20 protein-coding genes are annotated in these 23,903 nt (G+C 70.5%); 4 read left to right on the forward strand and 16 right to left on the reverse strand.

Features of this window, described 5'->3' with window-relative positions:
* Positions 1-165: 165 nt before the first annotated feature.
* The 16 genes from ACZ5U5_RS06485 to rsmH form a co-directional block, all read right to left on the reverse strand.
* Complete coding sequence (locus ACZ5U5_RS06485) at positions 166-1,260, reverse strand: DivIVA domain-containing protein (RefSeq protein ID WP_451215946.1); 1,095 nt, start codon at positions 1,258-1,260, stop codon at positions 166-168.
* 46 nt (positions 1,261-1,306) lie between these two features.
* Positions 1,307-1,597, reverse strand: coding sequence for a YggT family protein (locus tag ACZ5U5_RS06490; RefSeq protein WP_160504525.1), 291 nt, complete (start codon positions 1,595-1,597; stop codon positions 1,307-1,309).
* 70 nt (positions 1,598-1,667) lie between these two features.
* Positions 1,668-2,312 (reverse strand): cell division protein SepF, encoded by a 645-nt coding sequence (locus tag ACZ5U5_RS06495; RefSeq protein WP_469017214.1) that lies wholly within the window; start codon positions 2,310-2,312, stop codon positions 1,668-1,670.
* Positions 2,313-2,436: 124 nt separating this feature from the next.
* The gene (locus ACZ5U5_RS06500) at positions 2,437-3,156 is read right to left on the reverse strand and encodes a YggS family pyridoxal phosphate-dependent enzyme (protein WP_469017217.1); all 720 of its coding nucleotides are present in this window, start codon (positions 3,154-3,156) and stop codon (positions 2,437-2,439) included.
* Positions 3,157-3,162: 6 nt separating this feature from the next.
* Complete coding sequence (pgeF, locus tag ACZ5U5_RS06505; protein ID WP_469017219.1) at positions 3,163-3,894, reverse strand: peptidoglycan editing factor PgeF; 732 nt, start codon at positions 3,892-3,894, stop codon at positions 3,163-3,165.
* On the reverse strand, positions 3,891-5,117 hold the full coding sequence (gene ftsZ / locus ACZ5U5_RS06510) for a cell division protein FtsZ (RefSeq protein WP_469017222.1): 1,227 nt from the start codon (positions 5,115-5,117) through the stop codon (positions 3,891-3,893). The genes pgeF and ftsZ overlap by 4 nt, the downstream gene beginning before the upstream one ends.
* A gap of 274 nt (positions 5,118-5,391) precedes the next feature.
* Positions 5,392-6,198, reverse strand: coding sequence for a cell division protein FtsQ/DivIB (locus tag ACZ5U5_RS06515; protein WP_469017224.1), 807 nt, complete (start codon positions 6,196-6,198; stop codon positions 5,392-5,394).
* 33 nt (positions 6,199-6,231) lie between these two features.
* Positions 6,232-7,326, reverse strand: a complete 1,095-nt coding sequence (murG, locus tag ACZ5U5_RS06520) for an undecaprenyldiphospho-muramoylpentapeptide beta-N-acetylglucosaminyltransferase (RefSeq protein ID WP_160504531.1) — start codon at positions 7,324-7,326, stop codon at positions 6,232-6,234.
* A gap of 6 nt (positions 7,327-7,332) precedes the next feature.
* Positions 7,333-8,655 carry a putative lipid II flippase FtsW gene (gene ftsW, locus ACZ5U5_RS06525; RefSeq protein WP_469017226.1) on the reverse strand — a complete coding sequence of 441 codons (1,323 nt, stop codon included), beginning with the start codon at positions 8,653-8,655 and terminating at the stop codon, positions 7,333-7,335.
* 79 nt (positions 8,656-8,734) lie between these two features.
* Complete coding sequence (murD, locus tag ACZ5U5_RS06530; protein ID WP_469017229.1) at positions 8,735-10,159, reverse strand: UDP-N-acetylmuramoyl-L-alanine--D-glutamate ligase; 1,425 nt, start codon at positions 10,157-10,159, stop codon at positions 8,735-8,737.
* The gene (mraY, locus tag ACZ5U5_RS06535) at positions 10,141-11,211 is read right to left on the reverse strand and encodes a phospho-N-acetylmuramoyl-pentapeptide-transferase (RefSeq protein ID WP_160504534.1); all 1,071 of its coding nucleotides are present in this window, start codon (positions 11,209-11,211) and stop codon (positions 10,141-10,143) included. The genes murD and mraY overlap by 19 nt, the downstream gene beginning before the upstream one ends.
* The gene (locus ACZ5U5_RS06540) at positions 11,208-12,620 is read right to left on the reverse strand and encodes a UDP-N-acetylmuramoyl-tripeptide--D-alanyl-D-alanine ligase (RefSeq protein WP_469017232.1); all 1,413 of its coding nucleotides are present in this window, start codon (positions 12,618-12,620) and stop codon (positions 11,208-11,210) included. The genes mraY and ACZ5U5_RS06540 overlap by 4 nt, the downstream gene beginning before the upstream one ends.
* 4 nt (positions 12,621-12,624) lie before the next feature.
* A complete protein-coding gene (locus ACZ5U5_RS06545; protein WP_469017235.1) occupies positions 12,625-14,277 on the reverse strand; it encodes a UDP-N-acetylmuramoyl-L-alanyl-D-glutamate--2,6-diaminopimelate ligase in 1,653 nt (550 codons plus the stop codon).
* Positions 14,278-14,298: 21 nt separating this feature from the next.
* Positions 14,299-16,266 carry a peptidoglycan D,D-transpeptidase FtsI family protein gene (locus ACZ5U5_RS06550; protein WP_469017237.1) on the reverse strand — a complete coding sequence of 656 codons (1,968 nt, stop codon included), beginning with the start codon at positions 16,264-16,266 and terminating at the stop codon, positions 14,299-14,301.
* Between the two features lie 5 nt (positions 16,267-16,271).
* The gene (gene ftsL, locus ACZ5U5_RS06555) at positions 16,272-16,823 is read right to left on the reverse strand and encodes a cell division protein FtsL (protein WP_469017239.1); all 552 of its coding nucleotides are present in this window, start codon (positions 16,821-16,823) and stop codon (positions 16,272-16,274) included.
* A gap of 48 nt (positions 16,824-16,871) precedes the next feature.
* Positions 16,872-17,828, reverse strand: a complete 957-nt coding sequence (rsmH, locus tag ACZ5U5_RS06560; RefSeq protein WP_469017241.1) for a 16S rRNA (cytosine(1402)-N(4))-methyltransferase RsmH — start codon at positions 17,826-17,828, stop codon at positions 16,872-16,874.
* A 357-nt stretch (positions 17,829-18,185) separates the two neighbouring features.
* Here rsmH and ACZ5U5_RS06565 point away from each other — a divergent pair, with 357 nt between their 5' ends.
* The 4 genes from ACZ5U5_RS06565 to ACZ5U5_RS06580 all read left to right on the forward strand — a co-directional run bounded on the left by ACZ5U5_RS06565 (position 18,186) and on the right by ACZ5U5_RS06580 (position 23,898).
* Positions 18,186-18,803: a beta-class carbonic anhydrase gene (locus tag ACZ5U5_RS06565; protein WP_469017243.1), complete on the forward strand. Its 618-nt coding sequence runs from the start codon at positions 18,186-18,188 to the stop codon at positions 18,801-18,803.
* Positions 18,804-19,029: 226 nt separating this feature from the next.
* The gene (locus ACZ5U5_RS06570; protein WP_469017246.1) at positions 19,030-20,049 is read left to right on the forward strand and encodes an AAA family ATPase; all 1,020 of its coding nucleotides are present in this window, start codon (positions 19,030-19,032) and stop codon (positions 20,047-20,049) included.
* The gene (locus tag ACZ5U5_RS06575; RefSeq protein ID WP_469017248.1) at positions 20,049-21,416 is read left to right on the forward strand and encodes a DUF58 domain-containing protein; all 1,368 of its coding nucleotides are present in this window, start codon (positions 20,049-20,051) and stop codon (positions 21,414-21,416) included. The genes ACZ5U5_RS06570 and ACZ5U5_RS06575 overlap by 1 nt, the downstream gene beginning before the upstream one ends.
* Before the next feature lie 67 nt (positions 21,417-21,483).
* The gene (locus ACZ5U5_RS06580; RefSeq protein ID WP_469017250.1) at positions 21,484-23,898 is read left to right on the forward strand and encodes a transglutaminase TgpA family protein; all 2,415 of its coding nucleotides are present in this window, start codon (positions 21,484-21,486) and stop codon (positions 23,896-23,898) included.
* Positions 23,899-23,903 lie beyond the last annotated feature (5 nt).

The raw sequence follows: 23,903 nt of genomic DNA on the forward strand, positions 1-23,903 counted from the left end.
CGGCCCGGGAAGCCGCGAAGGCCCGGTACCGCCAGAGATCCTGGCGGGACCGGGCCTTGTGCGTTGCGTTGTGTACGCACACTGCCACACAAAAGGGCGAGGCCCCCAGAAGAACTGGGGGCCTCGCCCTGAACGCTGCCGACGCCTAAGGCGTGGAAACGGCCGTCAGTTGTCGTCCTCGTCGATGAGGAAGCCACGCATCGGCGACGGAGCCTGCTGCATGGGCTGCGGGGCCTGCGGCCGCACCGGCGCCATCGGCTGGGTCATCGCCGGCGACATCTGCTGCTGGCCGCCGTAGGACGGACCGGCGTTCTGCTGGTTGCCGCCCATGGACTGCTGACCGCCGTACGACGGGGCGCCCGCGCCGGCCGGTGCCATGGAAGGCGCCGGGGACGGCGGAAGGGAAGCCGTCGCCGGGGTCCGCGGCGGGGCCAGCGAGTCGTCGGCCTGGGTCTCCAGCTGACGGAGCTGCGACTCCAGGTAGGACTTCAGACGCGTGCGGTACTCGCGCTCGAAGCCGCGCAGGTCCTCGACCTTGCGCTCCAGCGTGGCGCGGGCGGACTCCAGGGAGCCCATCGCGACGCGGTGCTTCTCCTGCGCGTCCCGCTCCAGGGCGTCAGCCTTGGCTCGGGCGTCCCGCTCAAGGCCCTCGGCGCGCGAACGAGCCTCGCCGACGATCTTGTTGGCCTCGGAACGGGCCTCCGCGATCGCCTGGTCAGCGGTCTGCTGGGCGAGGGAGAGCACGCGCGCGGCACTGTCGCCGCCGGGGCCCTGGCCGGGCTGGGGCATCTGCGGACCGTGGCCGCCCATGGGACCACCCATGGGGCCGCCCATCGGACCCTGACCCATCGGGCCCGGTCCCTGCGGACCGCCCTGCGGGCCGTGCCCACTGGGGCCTGCGGGCAGCTGCGGCGCACCACCGGGCAGCTGCGGCGGACCGCCCATCTGCTGGTGCTGCGGGTGCTGCTGCTGCGGCGGCACCGGCTGCGGACCTGATATTGCGGCGGGCACCGGGGCGCCCGGACCGCGCTGGTCCTGCGGTTCCGGAGGCTTGCGCATGCCGCCCTGCTGCTGGTTCTGCGCAGCGGCGCGGGTGGCAGCGGCCAGTTTGGCGCGCAAGTCCTCGTTCTCGCGGAGCAAGCGAGTCAGTTCGGCTTCGACCTCATCGAGGAAGGCATCGACCTCGTCCTCGTCATAGCCTTCTCGGAGGCGGACGGTCGTGAACTGCTTGTTCCGCACGTCCTCGGGGGTCAACGGCATCTCTTCACCTCAACGTAGTCGTCGGCATTCGGCAAGACCGTATCGTTCACACAGACACCGACCTGACGACGGTGATCAGGATGTAGACGATGATCATCAGTACGAAGAAGGACAGGTCGAGCGCCACGCCCCCGAGACGCAGCGGCGGAATGAACCGCCGCAGAAGCTTGAGCGGTGGATCAGTGACAGTGTAGGTGGCCTCCAAAATGACCACCATCGCCTTGCCGGGTTGCCATGAGCGGGCGAACTGGAAGACGTAGTCCATGACCAACCGGAAGATCAGCACGATGAGGAAGCACATCAGCGCGATGTAAAGCACCTGCCAGACCACGCTCATGTTCGCGGTTCCCTCTCCCCTGTTACCCGTGCTGCGTTTGCCGGTTCTGCGTTACTGCTTCACTTACGTCTCAGCTCTGGTTGAAGAACCCGCCCTCTGCGATGCGAGCCTTGTCCTCCGCCGTTACATCGACGTTAGCAGGCGACAACAGGAACACCTTCTGCGTCACTCGCTCAATGCTGCCATGGAGACCGAACACCAGACCGGCGGCAAAGTCGACAAGTCGCTTCGCATCCGTGTCGTCCATCTCGGTCAGATTCATGATCACCGGAGTGCCCTCGCGGAAGTGTTCCCCGATGGTACGGGCCTCGTTGTACGTCCGCGGGTGCAGCGTGGTGATGCGGTACGGCTCCCGCTCGGACACGACCTTGGGCATGATCACCGGTGCGTTCTTCTCCAGGCTCTGACGTTCAGGTGTGATGGATGCCACGGGGGCGATACGTGCCGGACGTCCGGATTCCGCGGCTAGCGAAGCGGAATGGGCGACGGGCTCACGCTGTGCGGGGGGCTGCACCACTCGTACCGGTTCGTCCCTTTCGGGCACGTGTGCCTGGCGAGACTGATGGGACTGGTGCGGCGGCTCGTGCCGCCTGCGGTCCCGCTCGGGCTCCGGCTCGGGTTCGAACTCGTCATCGGGGTCGAACCCCGGACCGTCGTACCCATCGTCCTCCACGAGGCCGAGGTAGACCGCCATCTTGCGCATCGCGCCGGCCATGCTCTGAGTCCTCCGCTCTGTGGTGGATCGGCTGTCGTCACCAACTGCCCGCGATCCACGAGGCCTCCCCGCCCAACAGCGAGAATGACCATATTTTCTGCTGTGGTCCGACTTCTTGGCGACGTTACCCGAGCCCGGGTCGGACTCCGAGTACCGCCGTACCGACGCGCACATGTGTCGCTCCGGCCGCCACGGCCTGTTCGAGGTCCGCACTCATCCCTGCCGACACCATGTTCGCAGCCGGATGAGTCGCGCGCATGAGGGTTGAGAATTCCATCAGCCGCTCGAACGCCGCCTGTTGCCGTCCCGCGTACGGACCGGTGAGCGGCGCCACGGTCATCAGACCGTCGAGCCGCAGCCCCGGAGCTTCGGCCACACGTCCGGCCAACTCTTCGATTCCGCCGGGGCCCACGCCCCCGCGCTCGCCCCGGCCGTTCTCCTCGGCGTCGAGGGCGACCTGGATCAGGCAGCCGAGTTCCCGCTCCGCGCGCACGGCACCGGCCGACAAGGCGGTGACGAGCTTGGGGCGGTCCACAGACTGGACCACATCGGCATAACTGACCACAGAACGGACCTTGTTGGTCTGCAATTGACCGACAAAGTGCCAGTCGAGGGGCAGATCCGAGCAGTCGGCTGCCTTGGGGGCCGCGTCCTGGTCGCGGTTCTCGGCGACATGACGCACGCCGAGTTCGGAGAGGATGCGCACATCGCTCGCGGGATAGGTCTTGGTGACCACGATCAGGGTCACCTCCTCCCGCTTGCGCCCCGCCGCCGCGCACGCCGCGGCGATGCGCTCTTCGACCTGCGCCAGATTCGCGGCGAGTTGAGACTTACGGTCCGTCATGCCCTATCAGTCCAGCCAGACATAGCCCGCGAGACGACCGGTGGTCCGGTCGCGGCGGTACGAGAAGTGGTCACCGGATTCCAGGGTGCACACCGGCGACTGCTCCCGGTCGCGCACCCCGAGCCGCTCCAGCTGTGCGTGCACCCCCGCGGTCACGTCGACCGCCGGAGTGCCCCAGCTCGTCTCGGCGTACGCCACGGGCTCGATCGCGGCGACGTCGGCGCGCATCGCCTCCGGCACCTCGTAGCAGCGGCCGCAGACGGCAGGGCCGGTGCGGGCGACCATGCGGGCCGGGTCCGCGCCGAGCTTCGTCATCGCCTCGACGGCCGCGGGCACGACCCCGGCGATCATGCCGGGCCTGCCCGCGTGCGCCGCGGCGGCCACCTTGGCCACCGGGTCGGCGAGCAGGACAGGCGTGCAGTCCGCGGTGAGGACCGCCAGGGCGAGGCCGCGGCGGGCGGTCACCACGGCGTCGACCGCCGGGATCTCGGCGTCGGAGCCCCAGGGCCCGTCGACCACGACGACGTCGGGGCCGTGGACCTGGTTCATCCAGACCACGCGCCCCGGCTCGATGCCCAGCGACGTGGCGGCCAGCGCACGGTTCGTGCGCACGGCCTCGGGGTCGTCGCCGACCGCGCCGCCGAGATTGAGCTCTTCGTACGGAACGGCGCTCACCCCGCCCCACCTGTCGGTGAAGGCGAAGTGCGCGCCGCTCACGGTGCTGTGCCCGCCTATCACTTCAGGAAGTCCGGCACGTCCAGCTCTTCGGCCTGGCTGTCCGAGTAGGGACGGGCCGGCGGCACCTGCGGCGGGGCCACGGGCGCGGACGGGGTCTCGTTGACCGGGGTCGTCTCGACGGGCTCCGGGGCCGAGGGCTCCTCGTGCGACGTGACGCTGCCGAGGCCGCCGTAAGGCGAACGGGACTCGGCCGGACGGCTCGGGGCCGCCGGCTGCTCGTCACGCTGCTTGCCCGACGACGCCGAACTGAGGACGGTGTCGCGCTTGGACGGCGGCTGCCCGCCGTCGAAGCCCGCCGCGATGACGGTGACCCGGACCTCGTCGCCCAGGGCGTCGTCGATGACGGCGCCGAAGATGATGTTGGCCTCGGGGTGGGCCGCCTCGCTGACCAGTTGGGCCGCTTCGTTGATCTCGAAGAGGCCGAGGTCGGAGCCGCCGGAGATGGAGAGCAGGACTCCCCGCGCTCCGTCGATGGACGCCTCCAGGAGTGGCGAGGAGATCGCCATCTCGGCGGCGGCCACCGCGCGGTCGTCGCCGCGGGCCGAGCCGATGCCCATGAGTGCCGAACCGGCCTCGGACATGACCGACTTGACGTCGGCGAAGTCGAGGTTGATCAGACCCGGGGTCGTGATGAGGTCGGTGATGCCCTGGACACCGGAGAGCAGGACCTGGTCCGCCGACTTGAAGGCGTCCAGAACGCTGACCTGGCGGTCCGAGATGGACAGGAGCCGGTCGTTGGGGATGACGATGAGGGTGTCGACCTCTTCGCGCAGCTCCGCGATCCCGTCCTCGGCCTGGTTGGCGCGACGACGGCCCTCGAAGGTGAACGGCCGGGTGACGACGCCGATGGTCAGGGCGCCCAGGGAGCGAGCGATGTTGGCGACGACAGGTGCGCCGCCGGTGCCGGTGCCACCGCCTTCGCCGGCGGTGACGAAGACCATGTCGGCCCCCTTGAGGACCTCCTCGATCTCCTCGCGGTGGTCTTCTGCCGCCTTGCGGCCGACTGCCGGGTTGGCTCCGGCGCCGAGGCCACGGGTGAGTTCACGGCCGACGTCGAGCTTGACGTCGGCGTCGCTCATCAACAGGGCTTGCGCGTCGGTGTTGATGGCGATGAACTCGACGCCCTTGAGACCGACCTCGATCATCCGGTTGATGGCATTGACACCACCGCCGCCGACACCGATGACTTTGATGACTGCGAGGTAGTTCTGCGGTGCTGCCACGTCGAAGGCCTCTCGCCTCGAGTTACGTGTCGCCGCCTCGCGGTCAAGCGCCGCGACGACTGATGCCGAATGGGACGGTCCGAACGCCGACCCGAACCCTAACGTTGAAGTTTAGGGTTACCAGTGTGTCTGTTCCTTGGACTCTCCGAACAGGACACTAAGTCGACAAGTGGCGCACGTTCAACGAACACGCCGAACCTCCCGTTTTTCTTTTCACCCTATGTGATCAGCCGTAGCGCTGCCGAACCAGGGTGCTGGCCTGCGACGATATGCGTCAACTCGCCGACGACGCGGGGGCGGTGGGGACACTCACATCGAAGTGCCGTGCCTTGGGGGCGGCTTTCATCAGGGCGATGAGTGTGCTTGCCTTCGTTCGGCCCTTCTCGCTGCTGCCCCACTCCACGGTGCGTCCGCCGCTCAACTCCAGCGAGATGGAGTCGTACGAACGGACCTTGACGGCCCGAGTGTCGCGGGCCACCGCCGCGGGCAACGCGCCCGCGACCTGTACCGCCTCGCGCCGCAGCCGGTGCGAGTCGAAACGGCGCAGACTCGCCTCCGCCTTCTCCTGATCCGGCCTCAATTCCAGCAGCGGGACGCCCTTGGGCGCTTGACCGCTCGTGGCGAATCGCACTCCCTTGGCGTCGACTTCGACGAACTTTCCGCCCTTTTCCATCAGCAGGACCGGCTTGCGTTCGGTCACTTTCAGACCGATCGAGTGCGGCCATGACCGGTCGACCTCGACCGAGTCGATCCGCGGAAGTCTCTTGCGCAGCCGGTCCTCAAGGGCATCGGTGTCGACCGAGATCAGGGGTTCCCCGACCGGTGCCGCGGCCGCCTCACGCACGTCTTCGGGCGTCAGGATCCGGGTCCCCGACGTCGTCACGCGCTCCACGCGCAGCCACTGCGAGCCGTAGAACAGCCAGGTTCCTCCCGCGCCGACCAGCACGAGTGCGATCAGCGAGAGGATCAGGGTGCGCGGCCGCGGCATGCGTACGCGGGGCCCCCGGGGACGCCGAGGGCGGGGCGGGCGGGACCCACCAGAAGCGGGCTTCTGCCGTTCGGCGGTGGTCGGTCCGGCCACGGTCCCCTGCCTTCTCGTGCTTCTAGTGCCGTCTCACCCGTTGCGGCGTGAGGCGATCGCCTCGTACACCATGCCGACGAGGAGGTCGTCGGCGTCCCTGCGGCCGAACTCCGAGGCCGCACGGGACATCTCGTACAACCGGTGCGGGTCGGCGAGCACCGGGAGCACGTTGCCCTGCACCCACTCGGGCGTCAGTTCGGCGTCGTCCACGAGGAGTCCACCGCCGGCCTTGACCACCGGCTGGGCGTTCAGCCGCTGTTCGCCGTTGCCGATGGGCAGCGGAACGTACGCGGCCGGAAGCCCGACGGCGGAGAGTTCAGCGACGGTCATCGCGCCCGCACGGCAGAGCATCATGTCCGCCGCGGCGTACGCGAGGTCCATCCGGTCCACGTACGGTACCGGGATGTAGGGCGGCATACCGGGCATGTTCTCGACGTACGGCATTTCGTTCTTCGGGCCGACCGCGTGCAGGATCTGGATCCCGGCGCGCTGGAGGACCGGAGCGACCTGCTGGACGACCTCGTTGAGCCGCCGTGCGCCCTGCGAGCCACCGGAGACCAGGAGCGTCGGGAGGTTCGGGTCGAGGCCGAAGGCGGCGCGCGCCTCCGGGCGGACCCGGGCCCTGTCGAGCGTGGCGATGGTGTGGCGCAGCGGGATGCCGATGTAGCGGGAGTTGCGCAGCTTGCTGTCGGGCGTGGCGACGGCCACCCCGTGGGCGTACCGCGAACCGATCTTGTTGGCGAGCCCGGGGCGCGCGTTGGCCTCGTGCACGACGATCGGCGTGCCGGTCCGCTTGGCCGCGAGGTACCCCGGCAGCGCGACGTAGCCGCCGAAGCCGACCACGCAGTCCGCCTTCGTACGCTCCAGGATCTGCTCGGCCGCCTTGATCGTGCCGCGCAGCCGTCCCGGGACGGTGATCAGCTCAGGGGTGGGCTTGCGCGGCAGCGGAACGGCCGGGATCAGCGCGAGTTCGTAGCCCCGCTCGGGTACGAGTCGGGTCTCGAGTCCACGCTCCGTGCCCAGGGCCGTGATGCCCACGGTCGGGTCCTGCCTCCGCAGGGCGTCCGCGAGGGCGAGCGCGGGCTCGATGTGGCCGGCGGTCCCCCCACCGGCGAGTACGACATGCACCGAAATTCACCGCTCTCCGGACGAACGCGCCTTGACGCGCCGTCTCATCGTGTTCCATCTCACCCGAGGTTGCCGCATGGCCAGGGCCGCCTTTGCCGCCGGATCCTCCCGCGCGAAGGCGATGAGGAGTCCGATGGCGAACATGGTCGGCAGCAGGGCCGAACCCCCGTAGGAGAACAGCGGGAGCGGGACACCGGCGATCGGCAGCAGACCGAGCACCGCACCGACGTTGATCACGGCCTGCGCCGTGATCCAGGTGGTCACGCCTCCCGCGGCATACCGTACGAAGGGGTCCTCCGTGCGTCCGGCCACGCGGATACCCGCATAGCCTAGAGCCGCGAACAGGGCGAGCACCGACAGCGTCCCCGCAAGGCCGAGTTCCTCCCCGGTGATGGCGAAGATGAAGTCGGTGTGCGGTTCCGGCAGTTGACCCCATTTTTCCACACTCGCGCCGAGGCCGGAACCGAAGAATCCGCCGGAGGCCAGGGCGTAGATCCCGTGCACGGCCTGCCAGCACTGGTCGCCGGGGCCCGGATCGGTGGCGCCGATGCAGGCGAGCCTCGCCATGCGGTTGGGGCTGGTCTTGATGAGAATCACGCCGAGCAGGGCCGCGATCGAGAGCACTCCCGCGAAGAGCCGCGTGGGCGCCCCCGCGAGCCAGAGCAGGCCGAAAAGGATCGCCGTGAGGATGATCGCCGTGCCCATGTCGCCGCCCAGCATGATCAGACCGAGCAGCATGAAGGCGACCGGGACGAGCGGCACCAGCATGTGCTTCCACTGGGTGAGGAGGCGCTTGTCGTGCTTGCGGGCGAGCAGGTCGGCGCCCCACAGGACGAGGGCGAGCTTGGCGAACTCACTGGGCTGGAGCTGGAAGGGGCCGCCCAGATAGATCCAGTTCTGGTTTCCGTTGACGCTGCGCCCTATCCCGGGGACCTGCACGAGCACCATCAGGAAGACGGTCACGGCGAGGATGGGATAGGCGAGCGCCCGGTGCAGCTTGATGGGCATGCGCATGGCCACGAGCAGCAGGACCGAGCCGAGTACGGCGGCGACGAACTGCTTGCGGAAGAAGTACGCGGCGGGCAGGTCGAGCTGCAGCGCCTGGATCATCGACGCCGAGTAGACCATCACCAGGCCGAGCACGGTGATCAGCAGGCTGCTGCCGAAGATGAGGTAGTAGGCCGTCAGCGGCCGGTCCCAGGCGCGCTTGACCCGGGTGACGAATCGCCGCACCGCGTTCTCGCTCGGCGGGCGCGGGGCCCGCGGGGAGCGGACCGGCGCGGGCCGCTTGGCAAGGCGCGTGGGCGCGCGCCCGCTACTGCCGGCCATCAGGACCCCCGCCCAGCCGCCAAGACGCTGCCACGTGCCCTCCTAAGGGTGCCGGGCGCCCCGGACCACTGGGCCCGCGTCAGGCGCTCGCGCCGAGTTCGCGGACCGCGTCCGCGAACGCGTCACCACGCTTGTTGTAGTTGGTGAACATGTCCATCGACGCACAGGCCGGAGCCATCAGTACGGTGTCCCCCGGCTCGGCGAGCCGTGCCGCCTGCCGTACCGCCTCGGACATCGCCCCAGTGTCGGTCCGGTCGAGGTCGACGACCGGGACCTCGGGGGCGTGTCGCGCGAGGGCTTCGCGGATCAGCGCGCGGTCGGCGCCGATCAGGACAACACCCCGCAGCCGCTTGGCCGACTTGGTGACCAGCTCGTCGAAGGTGGCGCCCTTGGCGAGCCCGCCCGCGATCCAGACGATCGATTCGTACGCCGCCAACGAGGCTTCCGCGGCGTGGGTGTTGGTGGCCTTGGAGTCGTCGACGTACGCCACCTCGGCCACGTCGGCGACGTGTTCGATGCGGTGGGCGTCCGGACGGAAGGCGCGCAGCCCGTCGCGTACGGCCGTCGCGGGCACCCCGTAGGCGCGCGCGAGAGCGGCCGCGGCCAGCGCGTTGGCGATGTTGTGCGGCGCGGGCGGCTGCACGTCGGAGATCTCGGCGAGCTCCTGCGCCTGCTTCTGACGGTCCGGCACGAACGCACGGTCGACCAGAATGCCGTCCACGACGCCCAGTTGCGAGGGCGCGGGCGCGTTCAGCGTGAAACCGATGGCGCGGCAGCCTTCTTCGACGTCGGCCTCGCGGACGAGGTCCTCCGTCGCCTTGTCGGCGAGGTTGTAGACGCAGGCGACCTGATTGCCCTCGTACACACGGCCCTTGTCGGCGGCGTACGCCTCCATGGAGCCGTGCCAGTCCAGGTGGTCGGGCGCGAGGTTCAGGACGGTCGCGGAGTGGGCGCGCAGCGAGGGCGCCCAGTGCAGCTGGTACGAGGACAGCTCCACGGCGAGTACGTCGTATGGCTCGTCGCCGGTGACGACGTCGAGCAGCGAGACCCCGATGTTGCCGACGGCGGCGGTGCGCAGACCGGCCGCCTCCAGGATCGAGGCGAGCATGCGCACGGTCGTGGTCTTGCCGTTCGTGCCGGTGACCGCGAGCCAGGGCGCGGCGTCGGGGCCGCGCAGGCGCCAGGCGAGCTCGACGTCGCCCCACACCTCGACGCCGGCAGCGGCGGCTGCCGCGAAGAGCGGCTTGTCCGGCTGCCAGCCGGGTGTGGTGACGATGAGATCGGTGCCTTCGGGCAGGGTGGCCCCGTCGCCGAGGCGGACGCTGATGCCCTCCGACCTCAGCTCCTCGGCCTGCGTACGGGAGCGCTCGTCGTCGCCGTCGTTGACGACCGTGACGACGGCGCCCAGGCCGTGCAGCACGCGGGCCGCCGGGATCCCCGAGACGCCGAGCCCGGCGACGGTGACGTTCTTCCCCTGCCAGCTGGTCACTTCTTGGCTGCCCATCCTGCGTAGAAGAGGCCGAGTCCGACGATCACGCACATGCCCTGGATGATCCAGAAGCGGACCACCACAAGGACCTCGGACCACCCCTTGAGTTCGAAGTGGTGCTGCAGTGGCGCCATGCGGAAGACGCGCTTGCCGGTCATGCGGAAGGAGCCGACCTGGATGACGACCGACATCGTGATGAGGACGAAGAGGCCGCCGAGCAGGGCGAGGAGCATCTCGGTGCGCGAGCAGATCGCGAGTCCTGCGAGCGCGCCACCGAGGGCGAGCGAGCCGGTGTCACCCATGAAGATCTTGGCGGGCGAGGTGTTCCACCACAGGAAGCCGAAGCAGGCACCCATCAGCGCGGAGGCCACCACCGCGAGGTCGAGTGGGTCCCTGACCTCGAAACACGCCTGTGGGTTGGTCAGCGTGACCGCGTTGGCGCAGGACTCCTGGTACTGCCAGACACCGATGAAGGTGTACGCGCCGAAGACCATCACCGAGGCGCCGGTGGCGAGGCCGTCGAGGCCGTCGGTGAGGTTCACGCCGTTCGACATCGCGAGGATCATGAACAGCGCCCAGACCACGAAGAGCACCGGGCCGATCGACCAGCCGAAGTCCGTGACGAACGACAGCTTGGTGGATGCCGGGGTCTGGTTGCGGTTGTCCGGCCAGTTCAGCGCGAGCACGGCGAAGCCGATGCCGACGATCAGCTGTCCGGCCATCTTCGCCTTGGCGCGCAGACCGAGCGAGCGCTGCTTCACGATCTTGATGTAGTCGTCGAGGAAGCCGACGAGGCCCATGCCCGCCATCAGGAAGAGCACGAGGAGACCGGAGAGCGTGGTCTCCGTCCCCGTGATGATCTTCGTGAGGAAGTACGCGATGAGCGTGGCGAGGATGAAGGCGATGCCACCCATGGTCGGCGTACCGCGCTTGCTGTGGTGCTCGCGCGGGCCGTCGTCCCGGATGAACTGCCCATAGCCCTTACGGGCAAGGAACTTGATAAGGAGCGGGGTTCCGACCAGGGTCAGGAAGAGCCCGATCACACCCGCGAAGAGGATCTGCCTCATCGGCCGGCGACCTGCCCCTCGGGAGACGCGGAGTCATCGAGCAGCGCCGTGGCGACCCGCTCGAGACCGACCGATCTGGAAGCCTTCACCAGCACGACGTCTCCCGGGCGCAGCTCGCTGCGCAGCAGGTCGATCGCCGCCTGTGCGTCGGACACGTGCACCGACTCCTCACCCCACGAACCCTCGTTGTATGCGCCCAGTTGGAGCCAGGACGCTTCCCTGCCCCCGACTGCCACGAGCTTGCTCACGTTCAGTCGGACAGCGAGCCGTCCGACCGCGTCGTGTTCGGCGAGCCCCTCGTCACCGAGCTCGGCCATATGACCGAGCACCGCCCACGTACGACGTCCCTTGGCCATGGACGCGAGCGCGCGCAGGGCGGCTCGCATGGACTCGGGGTTCGCGTTGTAGGCGTCGTTGACGACCGTCACACCGTCCGGGCGCTCGGTGACCTCCATCCGCCAGCGGGACAGCGTGCCCGCCTCGGAGAGCGCGCGGGCGATCTCGTCTGCGGACATGCCCAGCTCATGGGCGACGGCGGCCGCGGCAAGCGCGTTCGACACGTGGTGCTCACCGTACAGCCGCAAGGTCACGTCGCTGCACCCGGAGGGTGTGTGCAGCGTAAAGGCAGGCTGTCCGACGTCTGTGAGCCGGACATTCTCGGCACGTACGTCGGCGTCGGCGGACTCTCCGAAGAGCAGGACGCGCGCCTTCGTGCGTGAAGCCATGGCGCGGACGAGGGGGTCGTCGGCGTTGAGGACGGCGGTGCCGTCGGCGGGCAGGCTCTCGACGAGTTCACCCTTCGCCACTGCGATCTGCTCGCGTCCGCCGAACTCGCCGATGTGGGCGGTGCCGACGTTGAGCACGAGGCCGATCTTCGGCGGGGTGAGGCCGGTGAGGTAGCGGATGTGGCCGATGCCGCGGGCGCCCATCTCCAGGACGAGGAACCGCGTCTCGTCGGTGGCGCTGAGGGCGGTGAGCGGCAGGCCGATCTCGTTGTTGAGCGAGCCCGGCGTGAAGACCGTGGGCGCCTTGCTCCGCAGCACCTGGGCGAGCAGGTCCTTGGAACTCGTCTTGCCGACGGAGCCGGTGAGCGCCACGAGCGTGGCGCCCAGCCGCTCCACGACGTGCCGCGCGAGGGCGCCGATCGCCACCTGCACGTCGTCGACGACGATGGCGGGTACGCCGACGGGGCGCGCGGCCAGGACGGCGGCGGCGCCCGCCTCGATCACCGCGGACGCGTAGTCGTGGCCGTCGACGCGTTCGCCGGCGAAGGCGACGAAGAGGCTGCCGGGCTCCACTTCACGGGAGTCCCTGACGACCGGTCCGGTGACCTGGACGGACGGATCCGGTATGTCGTACGTCTGCCCGCCGACGACATGTGCGATCTCGGCGAGGGAGAGGGCGATCACAGATTCATCCCTGGGTTTGCTGGATAGCTTCGCGAAGTACCTGGCGGTCGTCGAAGGGACGCACCACCCCGGCGATGTCCTGTCCCTGCTCGTGGCCCTTGCCCGCGACGAGCACCGTGTCGCCCGGCTCGGCCCGTGCGACGGCCGCGCGGATGGCAGCGGCACGGTCCTCGAAGACGGCGACGTCACCGCGCTCGTGGGACGGTACGTCGGCGGCGCCGGCGAGCATCGTGGCGAGGATCGCGAGGGGGTCCTCGCCACGGGGGTTGTCCGCGGTGAGTACGGCGGTGTCGGCGAGCCGGGCCGCCGCGGCGCCCATCGGCATCCGCTTGGTCTTGTCCCGGTCGCCGCCGCAGCCGAGGACGATGTGCAGCTTGTTCTCGGTGACCTTGCGCAGGGCGCGCAGGACCGATTCGACGGCGTCCGTCTTGTGGGCGTAGTCGACGACCGCGAGGTAGGGCTGGCCCTCGTCGATGCGCTCCAGGCGGCCGGGAACGCCCGGCACCGCCGCGACGCCGTCGGCGGCCTGCTGCGGGTCGATCCCGGCGACGGCCAGCGAGACGATCGCGGCGAGCGTGTTGGCGACGTTGAACGGACCGGCCAGCGGGGACTTCGCGGTGATCCGCTCCCCCTTCGGGCCGACCGCGACGAACGTGGAGTCGAAGAGCCGGACGTCCACGTCCTCCGCGCGCCAGTCGGCGTCGGGGTGGCCCTCGGCGGAGAACGTGGTGACGGGCACCTCGGACTCGTCGATGAGCCGGCGCCCGTACTCGTCGTCGAAGTTGACCACTCCGACCTTGGAGCGCTGTTTGCTGAACAGCTGCGCCTTGGCCTGGAAGTAGTCCTCCATGTCGGAGTGGAATTCCATGTGTTCCGGGCTCAGGTTGTTGAAGACGGCGACGTCGAAGACGCAGCCGTCCACCCGGCCGAGCACGAGGGCGTGCGATGAGACCTCCATGGCGACGGCCTCGACGCCGCGCTCGCGCATCACCGCGAACAGCGCCTGGAGGTCGGTCGCCTCAGGGGTCGTGCGTTCGGACTTGATCCGCTCGTCGCCGATGCGCATCTCGACCGTGCCGATGAGGCCGGTCGACTTCACGCCCTTGAGACCGCCCTCGACGAGGTACGCCGTGGTGGTCTTGCCGGACGTGCCGGTGATGCCGATCTGCAGCAGATCGCGGCCCGGATGGCCGTAGACCGTGGCCGCCAGCTCCCCCATGGAGCCGCGCGGATCGTCGACGACCAGGACCGGCAGGCCCGTGACGGCGCCGCGTTCGGCGCCCGTCGGGTCGGTGAGGATCGCGGCGGCGCCGAGGTCGGCCGCCTGGGCGACGAAGTCCGCGCCGTGCAGCCGGGCGCCGGGCAGCGCGGCGTAGATGTCGCCGGGGCGGACCGCGCGGGAGTCGTGCGTGATGCCGCTGACCTCCCCGGTGCCCGGGGCGGCGACGCCCAGCTGATCGGCGATCCTGGCGAGCGGCGTCGCGGAGACCTGGACCGGCCGCGGCGGTCCCGGATATGTCACGGGAACGCCCTTCTGGGTGGTTTGGGACTGATCAGCGTGTGGCACGGCGGTGAGCGTACCGGGCGCACCGGGCTCAGAGCCAAGCGGGCGGTGTGGCGAGGGCTGGTTCCCCGGCCCCGGAGTGATCGTTGTCACGGGAATGTCCTGGTAGGGGGCTCAGGGTTCGAAAGTGACGGGGAGCCGGGCCGCGCCCTTGCCGGTGGGCGGGACCTGGAGCGTCTTGAGGGCGAACTGCATGACTTCCTTGTAGATGGGACCGCAGATCTGGCCGCCGAAGTAGCTGCCCTTGGTGGCGTTCTGGATCGCGCAGTAGACGGTGACGCGCGGCTTGTCGGCGGGCGCGAACCCGGCGAACGACGAGGTGTAGCCCTTGTACTTGCCGGTCTCCGGGTCGACCCGGTTGGCCGTACCCGTCTTGCCCGCGACCCGGTAGCCGGGGATGCGGGCCTTGGTGCCCGTGCCCTCTTCGTCGTCGACGACGGATTCGAGCATCCGCGACACCGTCTTGGCGGTCTTCTCGCTCACCACCCGGGTCTTCTTGGGCTTGGGCGCGGGCGTGAAGCGGCCGTCGGGCCCCTTCGTGCCGCGCACCAGCGTGGGTTCGACGCGTACGCCGTCGTTGGCGATGGTCGAGTAGACGGAGGTCGCCTGCATCGCGTTGATGGAGAAGCCCTGGCCAAACGGGATCGTGTACTGCTGCGAGGTGGACCACTTGTCGGCGGGCGCGAAGATGCCGGACGTCTCGCCGGGGAAGCCGAGCCCGGTCTCCCTGCCGATGCCGAACTTGCGCAGGTACGAGTAGAGCGACCGGTTGGCTTCCTTCTGGGTCTTGCCCAGCTCGCCGGTGGCCAGGATCGTGCCGATGTTGCTGGACTTGGCGAGCACGCCGTTGAGCGTGAGGTGCCAGGTCGGGTGGTCGATGTCGTCCTGGAAGAGCCGGTCGCCGCGGTGCAGCCGGTTGGGGACCGTCACACGGGTGGCGGGCGTGGCCGCGTTCTCCTCCAGGACGGCGGCCATCGACATGACCTTGGCGGTGGAACCCGGCTCGAAGGCGTCCTGGAGCGACGCGTTGCCCATGGCCGCCCCGTCGGCCTGCGAGAGGTCGTTGGGGTCGAAGCCCGGGGAGTTGGCCATCGCGAGGATCTCGCCGGTCTTGTTGTCCTGCACTATCACGTAGCCGCGGTCGGCCGCGGACTTCTCCACCTGCCGGGTGATGGCGCTCTGCGCGGCCCACTGGATGTCGCGGTCGATGGTGAGCTCGACGTCCGAGCCGGGCACGGCGGGCGTCTCGGTGCTGCCCGCGGTGGGCACCTGGTGGCCGCCGGACTGGGCGTACCTGATCTTGCCGTCCTTGCCCGCGAGCTCCTTGTTGAGCTGCTGCTCCAGGCCGCCCGCGCCCTTGCCCTCGGCGTTGACCCAGCCCAGTATCCCGGCGCCCAGGTCGTCGTTCGGGTACACGCGCTTGCTGCTGGGGTCCTGGAAGACGCCCGCCAGGATGTTGGCGCTCTTCTTGTCGGTGCCTGCCTTGTCGGCGAGCGCGCTGCGCAGGTCCTTGATCTGCTTCCAGACCTGCGGGGTCTGCCTGCGGGCGAGCAGGACGTAGCGCGTCTTGGGGGTCTTCAGCTGTTCGGTGAGCCGGTCGGCGTCCTTGTCGAGGATCGGGGCGAGGAGCGCTGCGGCCTGCTCGGGCGCGTCCTTGATGCCCATCTCCTTGGCGGTGAACATCGTGGGGTCGGCCGTGATGTCGTACGCGTCCACGCTGGCGGCCAGTTCGACGCCGCGGCGGTCGGTGATGCCGCCGCGCTCGGCGGTCAGGACATGGCTGAAGTAGCGGTTCTTCTCGGCCTTGGCGGTGTAGACGCTCGCGTCGACCGCCTGCACCTGCAGGAGGCGTACGACGAAGGCCAGCATCACCAGGGTCAGTCCGAGGCTCACCATGCGAAGGCGGGGCCGCGGGCTGCCGAGGCGGATGGTGCGGGGCTGCTGCCTGGGGGTGGCGGGGCGCGGGCGGCGGGCGGCGGGGCGGGGCCCCGATCCCTGGCGGCGCTGTTCACCGGGGCGGGCGGGGCGCGAGGGCCGCGCGGGTCCCGGGACCCTGCGTCGCGGGGGTTGGCGGTCCGTCACTTACGTCACCTGCCGGAGGTCGTGGGGCCGGGCGTCGCGGAGGGGTGGGGCGTGGGCGAGGCGCCCGGGGCCGGGGCGGAGGGCGCCGGGGACGCCTGGAGGGGTGAGGGCGACGGTGCCACCGGGATCGAGACCGAGGGCGCCGGGGACGCCACCTCCTGCGGGCGCGGGTCCGGGCTCAGCGCGGAGGACTGCTCGGCGGCTCCGGGAACACCGCGCACGGAGCCGTCCGGGTTCAGGAAGGCCGGGTCCCCGCCCGGCACCATGCCGAGGTCACGGGCGCGGCGCTGGAGGGCCTCAGGGGCGGCGTAGGCGTCCACGTCCCGCTGGAGCTCCTGCTCCTGGTCGGTGAGCTCCGTCGTCTCCTTCTTGAGCTCGCTCAGCTGGAACGAGCCTTCGTTGAGCGAGGAGTTCAGGATCAGCAGCGTGATCAGACCGCCGCCGAGCAGCAGCACGACGAGCAGCACGAACGGCGTGCGCGCGGCCTGGCTCGGCCCCGAGGGCAGCAGCCGCGCGAGGCGGGCGGCCCTCCCCCGCAGCTCGGGCTTCTTGCTCATGGGGCCTCCTCAGGGGCGCCGTTCACGGGTCCTCCCGGCGGGCGCGCTTCACGGGGCCTCCTCGCGGATGCGCTGCGCACCCCGCAGCCGTGCCGGGGCCGCCCGGCGGTTCTCGGCGACCTCTTCCTCGGTGGGGAGTTCGGCGCCGCGCGTGAGCAGCTTTAGCCGGGGCTGGTAGCGCTCGGGGACGACGGGCAGCCCTGCCGGCGCGGTCGTCGCGGCGCCGGCCGCGAAGACCTGCTTGACCAGCCGGTCCTCCAGCGAGTGGTACGACAGGACGGCAATGCGGCCGCCGACTGCGAGCGCCTTCACGGCCGCCGGGATGGCCGCCTCCAGGACGCTCAGCTCGCCGTTGACCTCGATGCGCAGGGCCTGGAAGGTGCGCTTGGCGGGGTTGCCGCCGGTGCGCTTGGCGGCCTGCGGCAGGGAGTCGCGGATCAGCTCGACGAGCCGCGCGCTGTTGCTGAACGGCTCCTTCTCGCGCTCGCGGACGACCGCGCTCACGATCCGCTTGGCCTGCTTCTCCTCGCCGTACTGGCGCAGGATCCGCACCAGTTCGCCGGGTGCGTACGTGTTGAGGACCTCGGCGGCGCTCATGCCGGTCGTCTGGTCCATGCGCATGTCCAGGGGCGCGTCCTGGGCGTACGCGAAGCCCCGGTCGGCCTCGTCGAGTTGCATCGAGGAGACGCCGAGGTCGAACAGGACGCCCTGGACCTTCGCGATGCCGAGCCGGTCGAGCACCTCGGGCAGTTCGTCGTAGACCGCGTGCACGAGTTCGGCCCGGTCGCCGAAGGGGGCGAGCCGCTCTCCGGAGAGCCGCAGCGCTTCCTTGTCCCGGTCCAGGCCGATGAGGCGGGCCGACGGGAAGGTGGAAAGCAGCGCCTCGCTGTGGCCGCCGAGTCCGAGGGTGCAGTCGACGACGACCGCGCCCGGCTCGGCGAGCGCGGGGGCCAACAGGTCCAGGCATCGCTGGAGCATCACCGGGACGTGTCGGGTGTGGCTCAAAGGGCCCTCTCAGGTCCGGCGCGCAGCGCGGTGCGCACGACCGGGTCCCCGCCCGCTCCAGAAGGGGAATGGCCTGCTGGCGCCGGGGAAGTGGCGTCAGCCGACCGGGAGCGGGAGGAGGCCGAGCCGTACGTACGCGCGGCGCACGTGGGGGGATTCAGGGAATCTCCGGGTGAACAGTCCAGCGGGGAGCAGGGTCACGGCTCCCACTTCGCGTCACTTTAGTCCACCGTGTCGCCCGGTCAATCAACTGGCCTGCGCGTCGCGGACGGGTCGTCGACGGCGCGTGAAAGACGCCTCGTCACCCGTTCGGGCGTAGGCGCCGCACCCCTGTGGGTTAGCTCACAACAAGACTCATTGACGTTCTTTGTCCCTTCCCACAGCGGGCCCCGGCGATCAGCGCCGACTACCGTCTTAGTCATGTCGACTTCCGCATCGCCCACGGGCTTCCCCGCAGAGCCGACCGGCATAGCCGCCGGCGACACCGTCACGGACCGCCTCGTCGAGGCGAACAAGCGGTACGCGTCCGCCTTCACGGACCCGGGCATGGACGCGCGCCCCGTCCTCGGCGTGGCCGTCGTCTCCTGCATGGACGCCCGTATCGACCTGCACGCCGCGCTCGGCCTCGATCTGGGTGACTGCCACACCATCCGCAACGCGGGCGGCGTGGTCACCGACGACGTCATGCGTTCCCTGACGATCAGCCAGCGCGCGCTCGGCACGCGCAGCGTCGTGCTGATCCACCACACCAGCTGCGGCCTGGAGAGTCTGACCGAGGAATTCCGGCACGAGCTTGAGCTCGAGGTCGGCCAGCGGCCCGCCTGGGCGGTGGAGTCCTTCCGGGACGTCGATCAGGACGTACGCCAGTCGATGCAGCGGGTGCGGACCTCGCCGTTCCTTCTGCACACCGACGATGTGCGGGGATTCGTCTTCGATGTGACCACCGGTCTGCTGCGGGAGATCGACCCTGCGTGACCGGGTCCGGAGCGGATCTTTCCGGAGCACCTCGGCAGGCAAAAGGCCGTAAGAGCTGACATATCGCCGCCAGTTATCCGCGGGCGAGTGACACAACCCGGTATGCCCAACAAGAATGCGGGGTGGGCACCACGCTGAACGATTCGTGCGTGGTGTCCGTGATTCGGGGTGGGCCGGGCCGCACACACATGCGTCGGCCCGGGAGAACGTGTCCGAGGAGGGCCGGGTGACGACCTATGACGATCGAGCGAGCCTCACAGATCTGACCGCCACAGCGGAGCGTGTCCGCGGTTCGGTGGAGGGTGTGATCGAGGGCAAGCCGGAGGTCGTACGGCTTTCGCTGACCGTGCTCCTCGCCGAGGGGCATCTGCTGATCGAGGATGTGCCGGGCGTGGGCAAGACCATGCTCGCCAAGGCGCTGGCGCGGTCCATCGACTGCTCCGTGCGGCGCATCCAGTTCACGCCTGACCTGCTGCCGTCGGACATCACTGGTGTGTCCATCTTCGACCAGCACCGCCGGGACTTCGAGTTCAAGCCCGGTGCGATCTTCGCGCAGATCGTGATCGGCGACGAGATCAACCGTGCGTCGCCCAAGACGCAGTCGGCGCTCCTGGAGTCCATGGAGGAGCGCCAGGTCACCATCGACGGGCAGACCTACGAACTGCCGAGCCCCTTCATGGTGGTGGCGACGCAGAACCCCGTCGAGATGGAGGGGACCTATCCCCTCCCCGAGGCGCAGCGCGACCGCTTCATGGCGCGCGTCTCGATCGGCTATCCGAACGCGGAGGCCGAACTCCAGATGCTGGACGTGCACGGCGGTGTCTCGCCGCTCGACGACCTCCAGCCGGTGGCGCACGCGCACGACATCGTGAAGCTCATCGACGCGGTCCGCACGGTCCACGTCGCCGAGGCCGTACGGCGGTACGCGGTGGACCTGGTGGGGGCGACCCGCAACCACCCGGACCTGAGACTCGGGGCATCGCCGCGCGCGACGCTGCACCTGCTGCGGGCGGCCAAGGCCTCCGCGGCGCTCAGCGGCCGCGACTTCGCTCTGCCGGACGACGTCCAGGCCCTCGCCGTGGCGGTGCTCGCGCACCGGCTGCTGCCCACGGCCCAGGCCCAGTTGAACCGTCGTACGGCCGAATCCGTCGTCCTGGAGATCCTCCAGCGCACGCCCGTGCCCGCCGCCGTTCAGCCGAACAGCGGCTACTTCAACCAGCAGCCGCCCGGCACACGGAGGCTGTGATGGCGGCCGGGGGGCCGCAGCCGGCGCAGGACGAGGAGGGCAAGGGCGGACTGCGGACCGCGCTCGCGGGGCTAACCACGCGCGGGCGTTCGTTCCTCGCGGCCGGGGTCGCCGCGGCCATCTGCGCGTACGTCCTGGGGCAGAGCGATCTGCTCCGGGTCGGGCTGCTGCTCGCCGTGCTACCGCTGGTGTGCGCGACGGTGCTCTATCGCACCCGCTACCGCGTCGCGGGCAGCCGCAGGCTCTCCCCCGCGCGCGTGCCCGCCAGTTCGGAGGCGCGGGTCCACCTGCGGATGGACAACGTCTCGCGGCTGCCCACGGGGCTGCTCATGCTCCAGGACCGGGTGCCCTACGTCTTGGGGCCGCGGCCCCGGTTCGTGCTCGACCGGGTGGAGGCGGGGGGCCGCCGTGAGGTGTCCTACCGCGTCCGCTCGGACCTGCGGGGGCGCTACCCGCTGGGCCCGCTGCAGCTGCGTCTGACGGACCCCTTCGGGATGTGTGAACTGACCCGCTCCTTCTCCACGTACGACACCCTGACGGTCATCCCGCGGGTGGAGGCGCTGCCTCCGGTGCGGCTCACCGGCGAGGCCAAGGGGTACGGCGACGGGCGCCACCGCTCGCTGGCCCTCGCGGGCGAGGACGACGTGATCCCGCGGGGCTACCGCCACGGCGACGACCTGCGCCGGGTGCACTGGCGCTCCACGGCCCGCTATGGCGAGCTCATGGTGCGCCGCGAGGAGCAGCCGCAGCGGGCCCGCTGCACGGTGCTGCTCGACACCCGGGCGCGGGCCTTCCGGGGCGCGGGGCCCGACTCGGCCTTCGAGTGGGCGGTGTCGGGCACGGCGTCCACCCTGGTCCACATGCTCGAACGGGGCTTCTCCGTACGGCTGTTGACGGACACCGGGAATTCCGTGCCCGGCGAGGGCTCGGACGGTTTCGCGGGCGCGAGCCAGGAGTCGGCCGACGCGGCAGGCTTGATGATGGACACCCTCGCGGTGATCGACCACTCGGACGGCACAGGGCTCTCACCCGCGTACGACGTGCTGCGCGGGGGCAACGAAGGCCTTCTGATCGCCTTCTTCGGCGACCTCGACGAGGAACAGGCGACGGTGGCCGCCAAGATGCGCCAGCGCAGCGGCGCCGCGGTCGCCTTCGTCCTGGACGCCACGGTCTGGGCGCAGGGCTCCGGCGGCGCTCCCGTGGGACACGGCGACGAACGGGTCCGGATGCTGCGCGAGGCGGGCTGGACGGCTGTGGCGGTGCCTCCCGGGGCCGCCCTGGTGGACCTGTGGCGCCAGGCGGACCATCTGCGGGCGGGCGCGGGCCCGGCGCCCGCGGCGGGCACGACGACCGGGGGCTGGGGATGAGGCGGGGGCCGGGGACCGACGGCGGCCCGGCAGCCGGGACCAGGGGCACGACAACAGGGGGACGTTCATGAGTGGGCGCGCGCGACTCGCGCTCTGTGCCACGGCGGCCACGCTGATGGCCTCGGGGGCGCTGCTGCCGCTCGTCGATCCGGCGACGTGGTTCGTCCAGGCCGCGATCCTGCTCGCGCTGCAGAGCGGGGTGGGGGCGCTCACCCGGCGGGTCCCGCTGGCCCGGCCTGTCACGGTCGCGGTGCAGGCCCTGGTGACGCTGCTGATGCTGACGCTGGTGTTCGCCCGCGGCCAGGCGATCGGCGGGGTGATCCCGGGTCCCGACGTGTTCCGGGAGTTCGGGCTGCTCCTGGAGGCGGGCGGCAACGACGTCGGGCAGTACGCGATCCCGGCGCCGCTCAGTGACGGCATCCGGCTGATGCTGGTCGGCGGCGTCCTGGTGATCGGCCTGGCGGTGGACGCCCTCGCGGTGACGTTCCGTACGGCTGCGCCCGCGGGTCTTCCGCTGCTCGCGCTGTACTCGGTCGCGGCGGGGCTCTCCGGGGACGGGGCCGGGTGGCTGTGGTTCCTGCTCGCGGCCGCCGGATATCTGCTGCTGCTCCTGGCGGAGGGCCGGGACCGGCTCTCCCAGTGGGGGCGGGTCTTCGGGGGCGCGGCGCGCGCGCCGGGACGGATCTCCGGGGGCCTGGAGTCCGACAGCGGCGCGATCGCACCGGTCCGCACGGGCCGGCGCATCGGCGCGGTGGCTCTGGGCATCGCCCTGGTGGTGCCGCTCGCGCTGCCCGCCCTGGACGGCGGGCTCCTGGACGGTACCGGCGGCGGCGCGGGCTCCGGTTCCGGTGGTGGCGGCACGATCTCCGCGGTGAATCCGCTGGTCGCGCTCCAGGACAGCCTGAACGAACCCGACGACCGCGAGGTCATCTCGTACAAGACGAACGCCAAGGAGACGGAGAACCTCTACCTGCGAATCGTCTCCCTCGACCAGTTCGACGGCACGACCTGGAAGACCACCGTCCGCGGCATCGAGGACGTGCCCCCGCGCCTGGAGGACCCGCCGGGGCTCTATCCCGACGTCCGCAGGAGCGAGATCCAGACGAACATCTCGGCCGCCGACAGCTACGCGCAGAACTGGCTGCCGATGCCCTACCCGGCGAGCGAAGTGAAGATCAACGGCCGCTGGCGGTACGAGCCGGTGGGCCGCGCCCTGGTGGGTGACCGCGGGCAGACGACACGCGGCGCGCAGTACGAGGTCAAGAGCCTCATCGTGGAGCCCACGGCCGAGCAGCTGGCCAACGCCGCCGAGCCGCCGCGGCAGATCGCGCGGGAGTTCACCAAGGTGCCCGAGACCTTGCCGTCAGTGGTGGCGTCCGAGGCCCGCAAGATCACCAAGGGCTCGTCGAACGACTACGAGAAAGCGGTCAAGCTCCAGGACTACTTCGCCTCGGAGGGCGGCTTCACCTACAACACCCAGGTGCGCGCGGGCAGCGGTCCGGCGGCGATCGCCCGCTTCCTGGAGCAGAAGGAAGGCTTCTGCGTCCACTTCTCGTTCGCGATGGCCTCGATGGCGCGGACCCTGGACATCCCGGCGCGCGTGGCGGTGGGCTTCACGCCCGGCGCCGCGCAGGCGGACGGCTCGATGTCGGTCGGTCTGCGGGACGCGCACGCCTGGCCCGAGCTGTACTTCGAGGGCGTGGGCTGGACCCGCTTCGAGCCCACCCCGAACCGCGGCACGGTGCCGGAGTACACGCGCCCGGACACCCCGTCCGACGGTGCGAGCGACCCGGCGGCGCCGGAGCCGACCTCGTCCTCGGCGCCGTCCGACGAGCCCTCCGCCTCCGCGAGCTGCCCGCCCGACCAGCAGAAGCAGGGCGGCTGCGCGAGCACGGCCCCGGCGATCGCGGGCGGTTCGGGCGACGATGGACCGCCGGTCGACACGATCGTGGCGGTGACCCTGGGGGCCCTGGTGGTCCTCGGCCTGCCCTTGCTGCCGATGCTGTGGCGTCGGCGCATCCGTGCGGTGCGCCTGGGCTCTACGGGTCGTACGGAGGCGGACGCGGCCGCGCGGACCCTCGCCGCCTGGCTCGAGGTGACCGATACGGCCTGGGACCACGGGATCACGCCGGACGAGTCACAGACCCCGCGCAAGGCGGCAGCCCGGATCGTACGGATCGGTCAGCTCACCGCGGCACCCGCGGATTCCGTCCACCGGCTGGCCGCGGCGGTCGAGCAGGTGCTCTACGCGCCACGGCCGCAGCCGACGGCGGGTCTCGCCGATGACGTGCACCGCGTGTCGGACGGTCTGCGGGCCACGTCGAACCGCACGGCACGGCTGCGGGCGACATTCGCCCCGCGTTCGGCCGCACGGGTGGTGTGGGCGGTCTCGGACCGCTGGACGGCGGTCAAGACACGAGGGTCCGAGCGGATCGCCAAGCGGTGGACGGCCCTGCGGAAGCCGTCGCAGCAGGAGAGCTAGAGAGC

This window comes from Streptomyces sp. NPDC033177 (genome assembly GCF_055577715.1).

What these genes read in the sequence shown, in the direction of transcription:
- ACZ5U5_RS06495 (WP_469017214.1), bottom strand. Translation starts at nt 2,312, where the DNA reads ATGGCCGGCGCGATGCGCAAGATGGCGGTCTACCTCGGCCTCGTGGAG.
- murD (WP_469017229.1), bottom strand. Translation starts at nt 10,159, where the DNA reads ATGGGCAGCCAAGAAGTGACCAGCTGGCAGGGGAAGAACGTCACCGTC.
- ACZ5U5_RS06500 (WP_469017217.1), bottom strand. Translation starts at nt 3,156, where the DNA reads ATGACGGACCGTAAGTCTCAACTCGCCGCGAATCTGGCGCAGGTCGAA.
- ACZ5U5_RS06485 (WP_451215946.1), bottom strand. Translation starts at nt 1,260, where the DNA reads ATGCCGTTGACCCCCGAGGACGTGCGGAACAAGCAGTTCACGACCGTC.
- ACZ5U5_RS06490 (WP_160504525.1), bottom strand. Translation starts at nt 1,597, where the DNA reads ATGAGCGTGGTCTGGCAGGTGCTTTACATCGCGCTGATGTGCTTCCTC.
- ACZ5U5_RS06580 (WP_469017250.1), top strand. Translation starts at nt 21,484, where the DNA reads ATGAGTGGGCGCGCGCGACTCGCGCTCTGTGCCACGGCGGCCACGCTG.
- ACZ5U5_RS06575 (WP_469017248.1), top strand. Translation starts at nt 20,049, where the DNA reads ATGGCGGCCGGGGGGCCGCAGCCGGCGCAGGACGAGGAGGGCAAGGGC.
- mraY (WP_160504534.1), bottom strand. Translation starts at nt 11,211, where the DNA reads ATGAGGCAGATCCTCTTCGCGGGTGTGATCGGGCTCTTCCTGACCCTG.
- ftsL (WP_469017239.1), bottom strand. Translation starts at nt 16,823, where the DNA reads ATGAGCAAGAAGCCCGAGCTGCGGGGGAGGGCCGCCCGCCTCGCGCGG.
- ftsW (WP_469017226.1), bottom strand. Translation starts at nt 8,655, where the DNA reads ATGGCCGGCAGTAGCGGGCGCGCGCCCACGCGCCTTGCCAAGCGGCCC.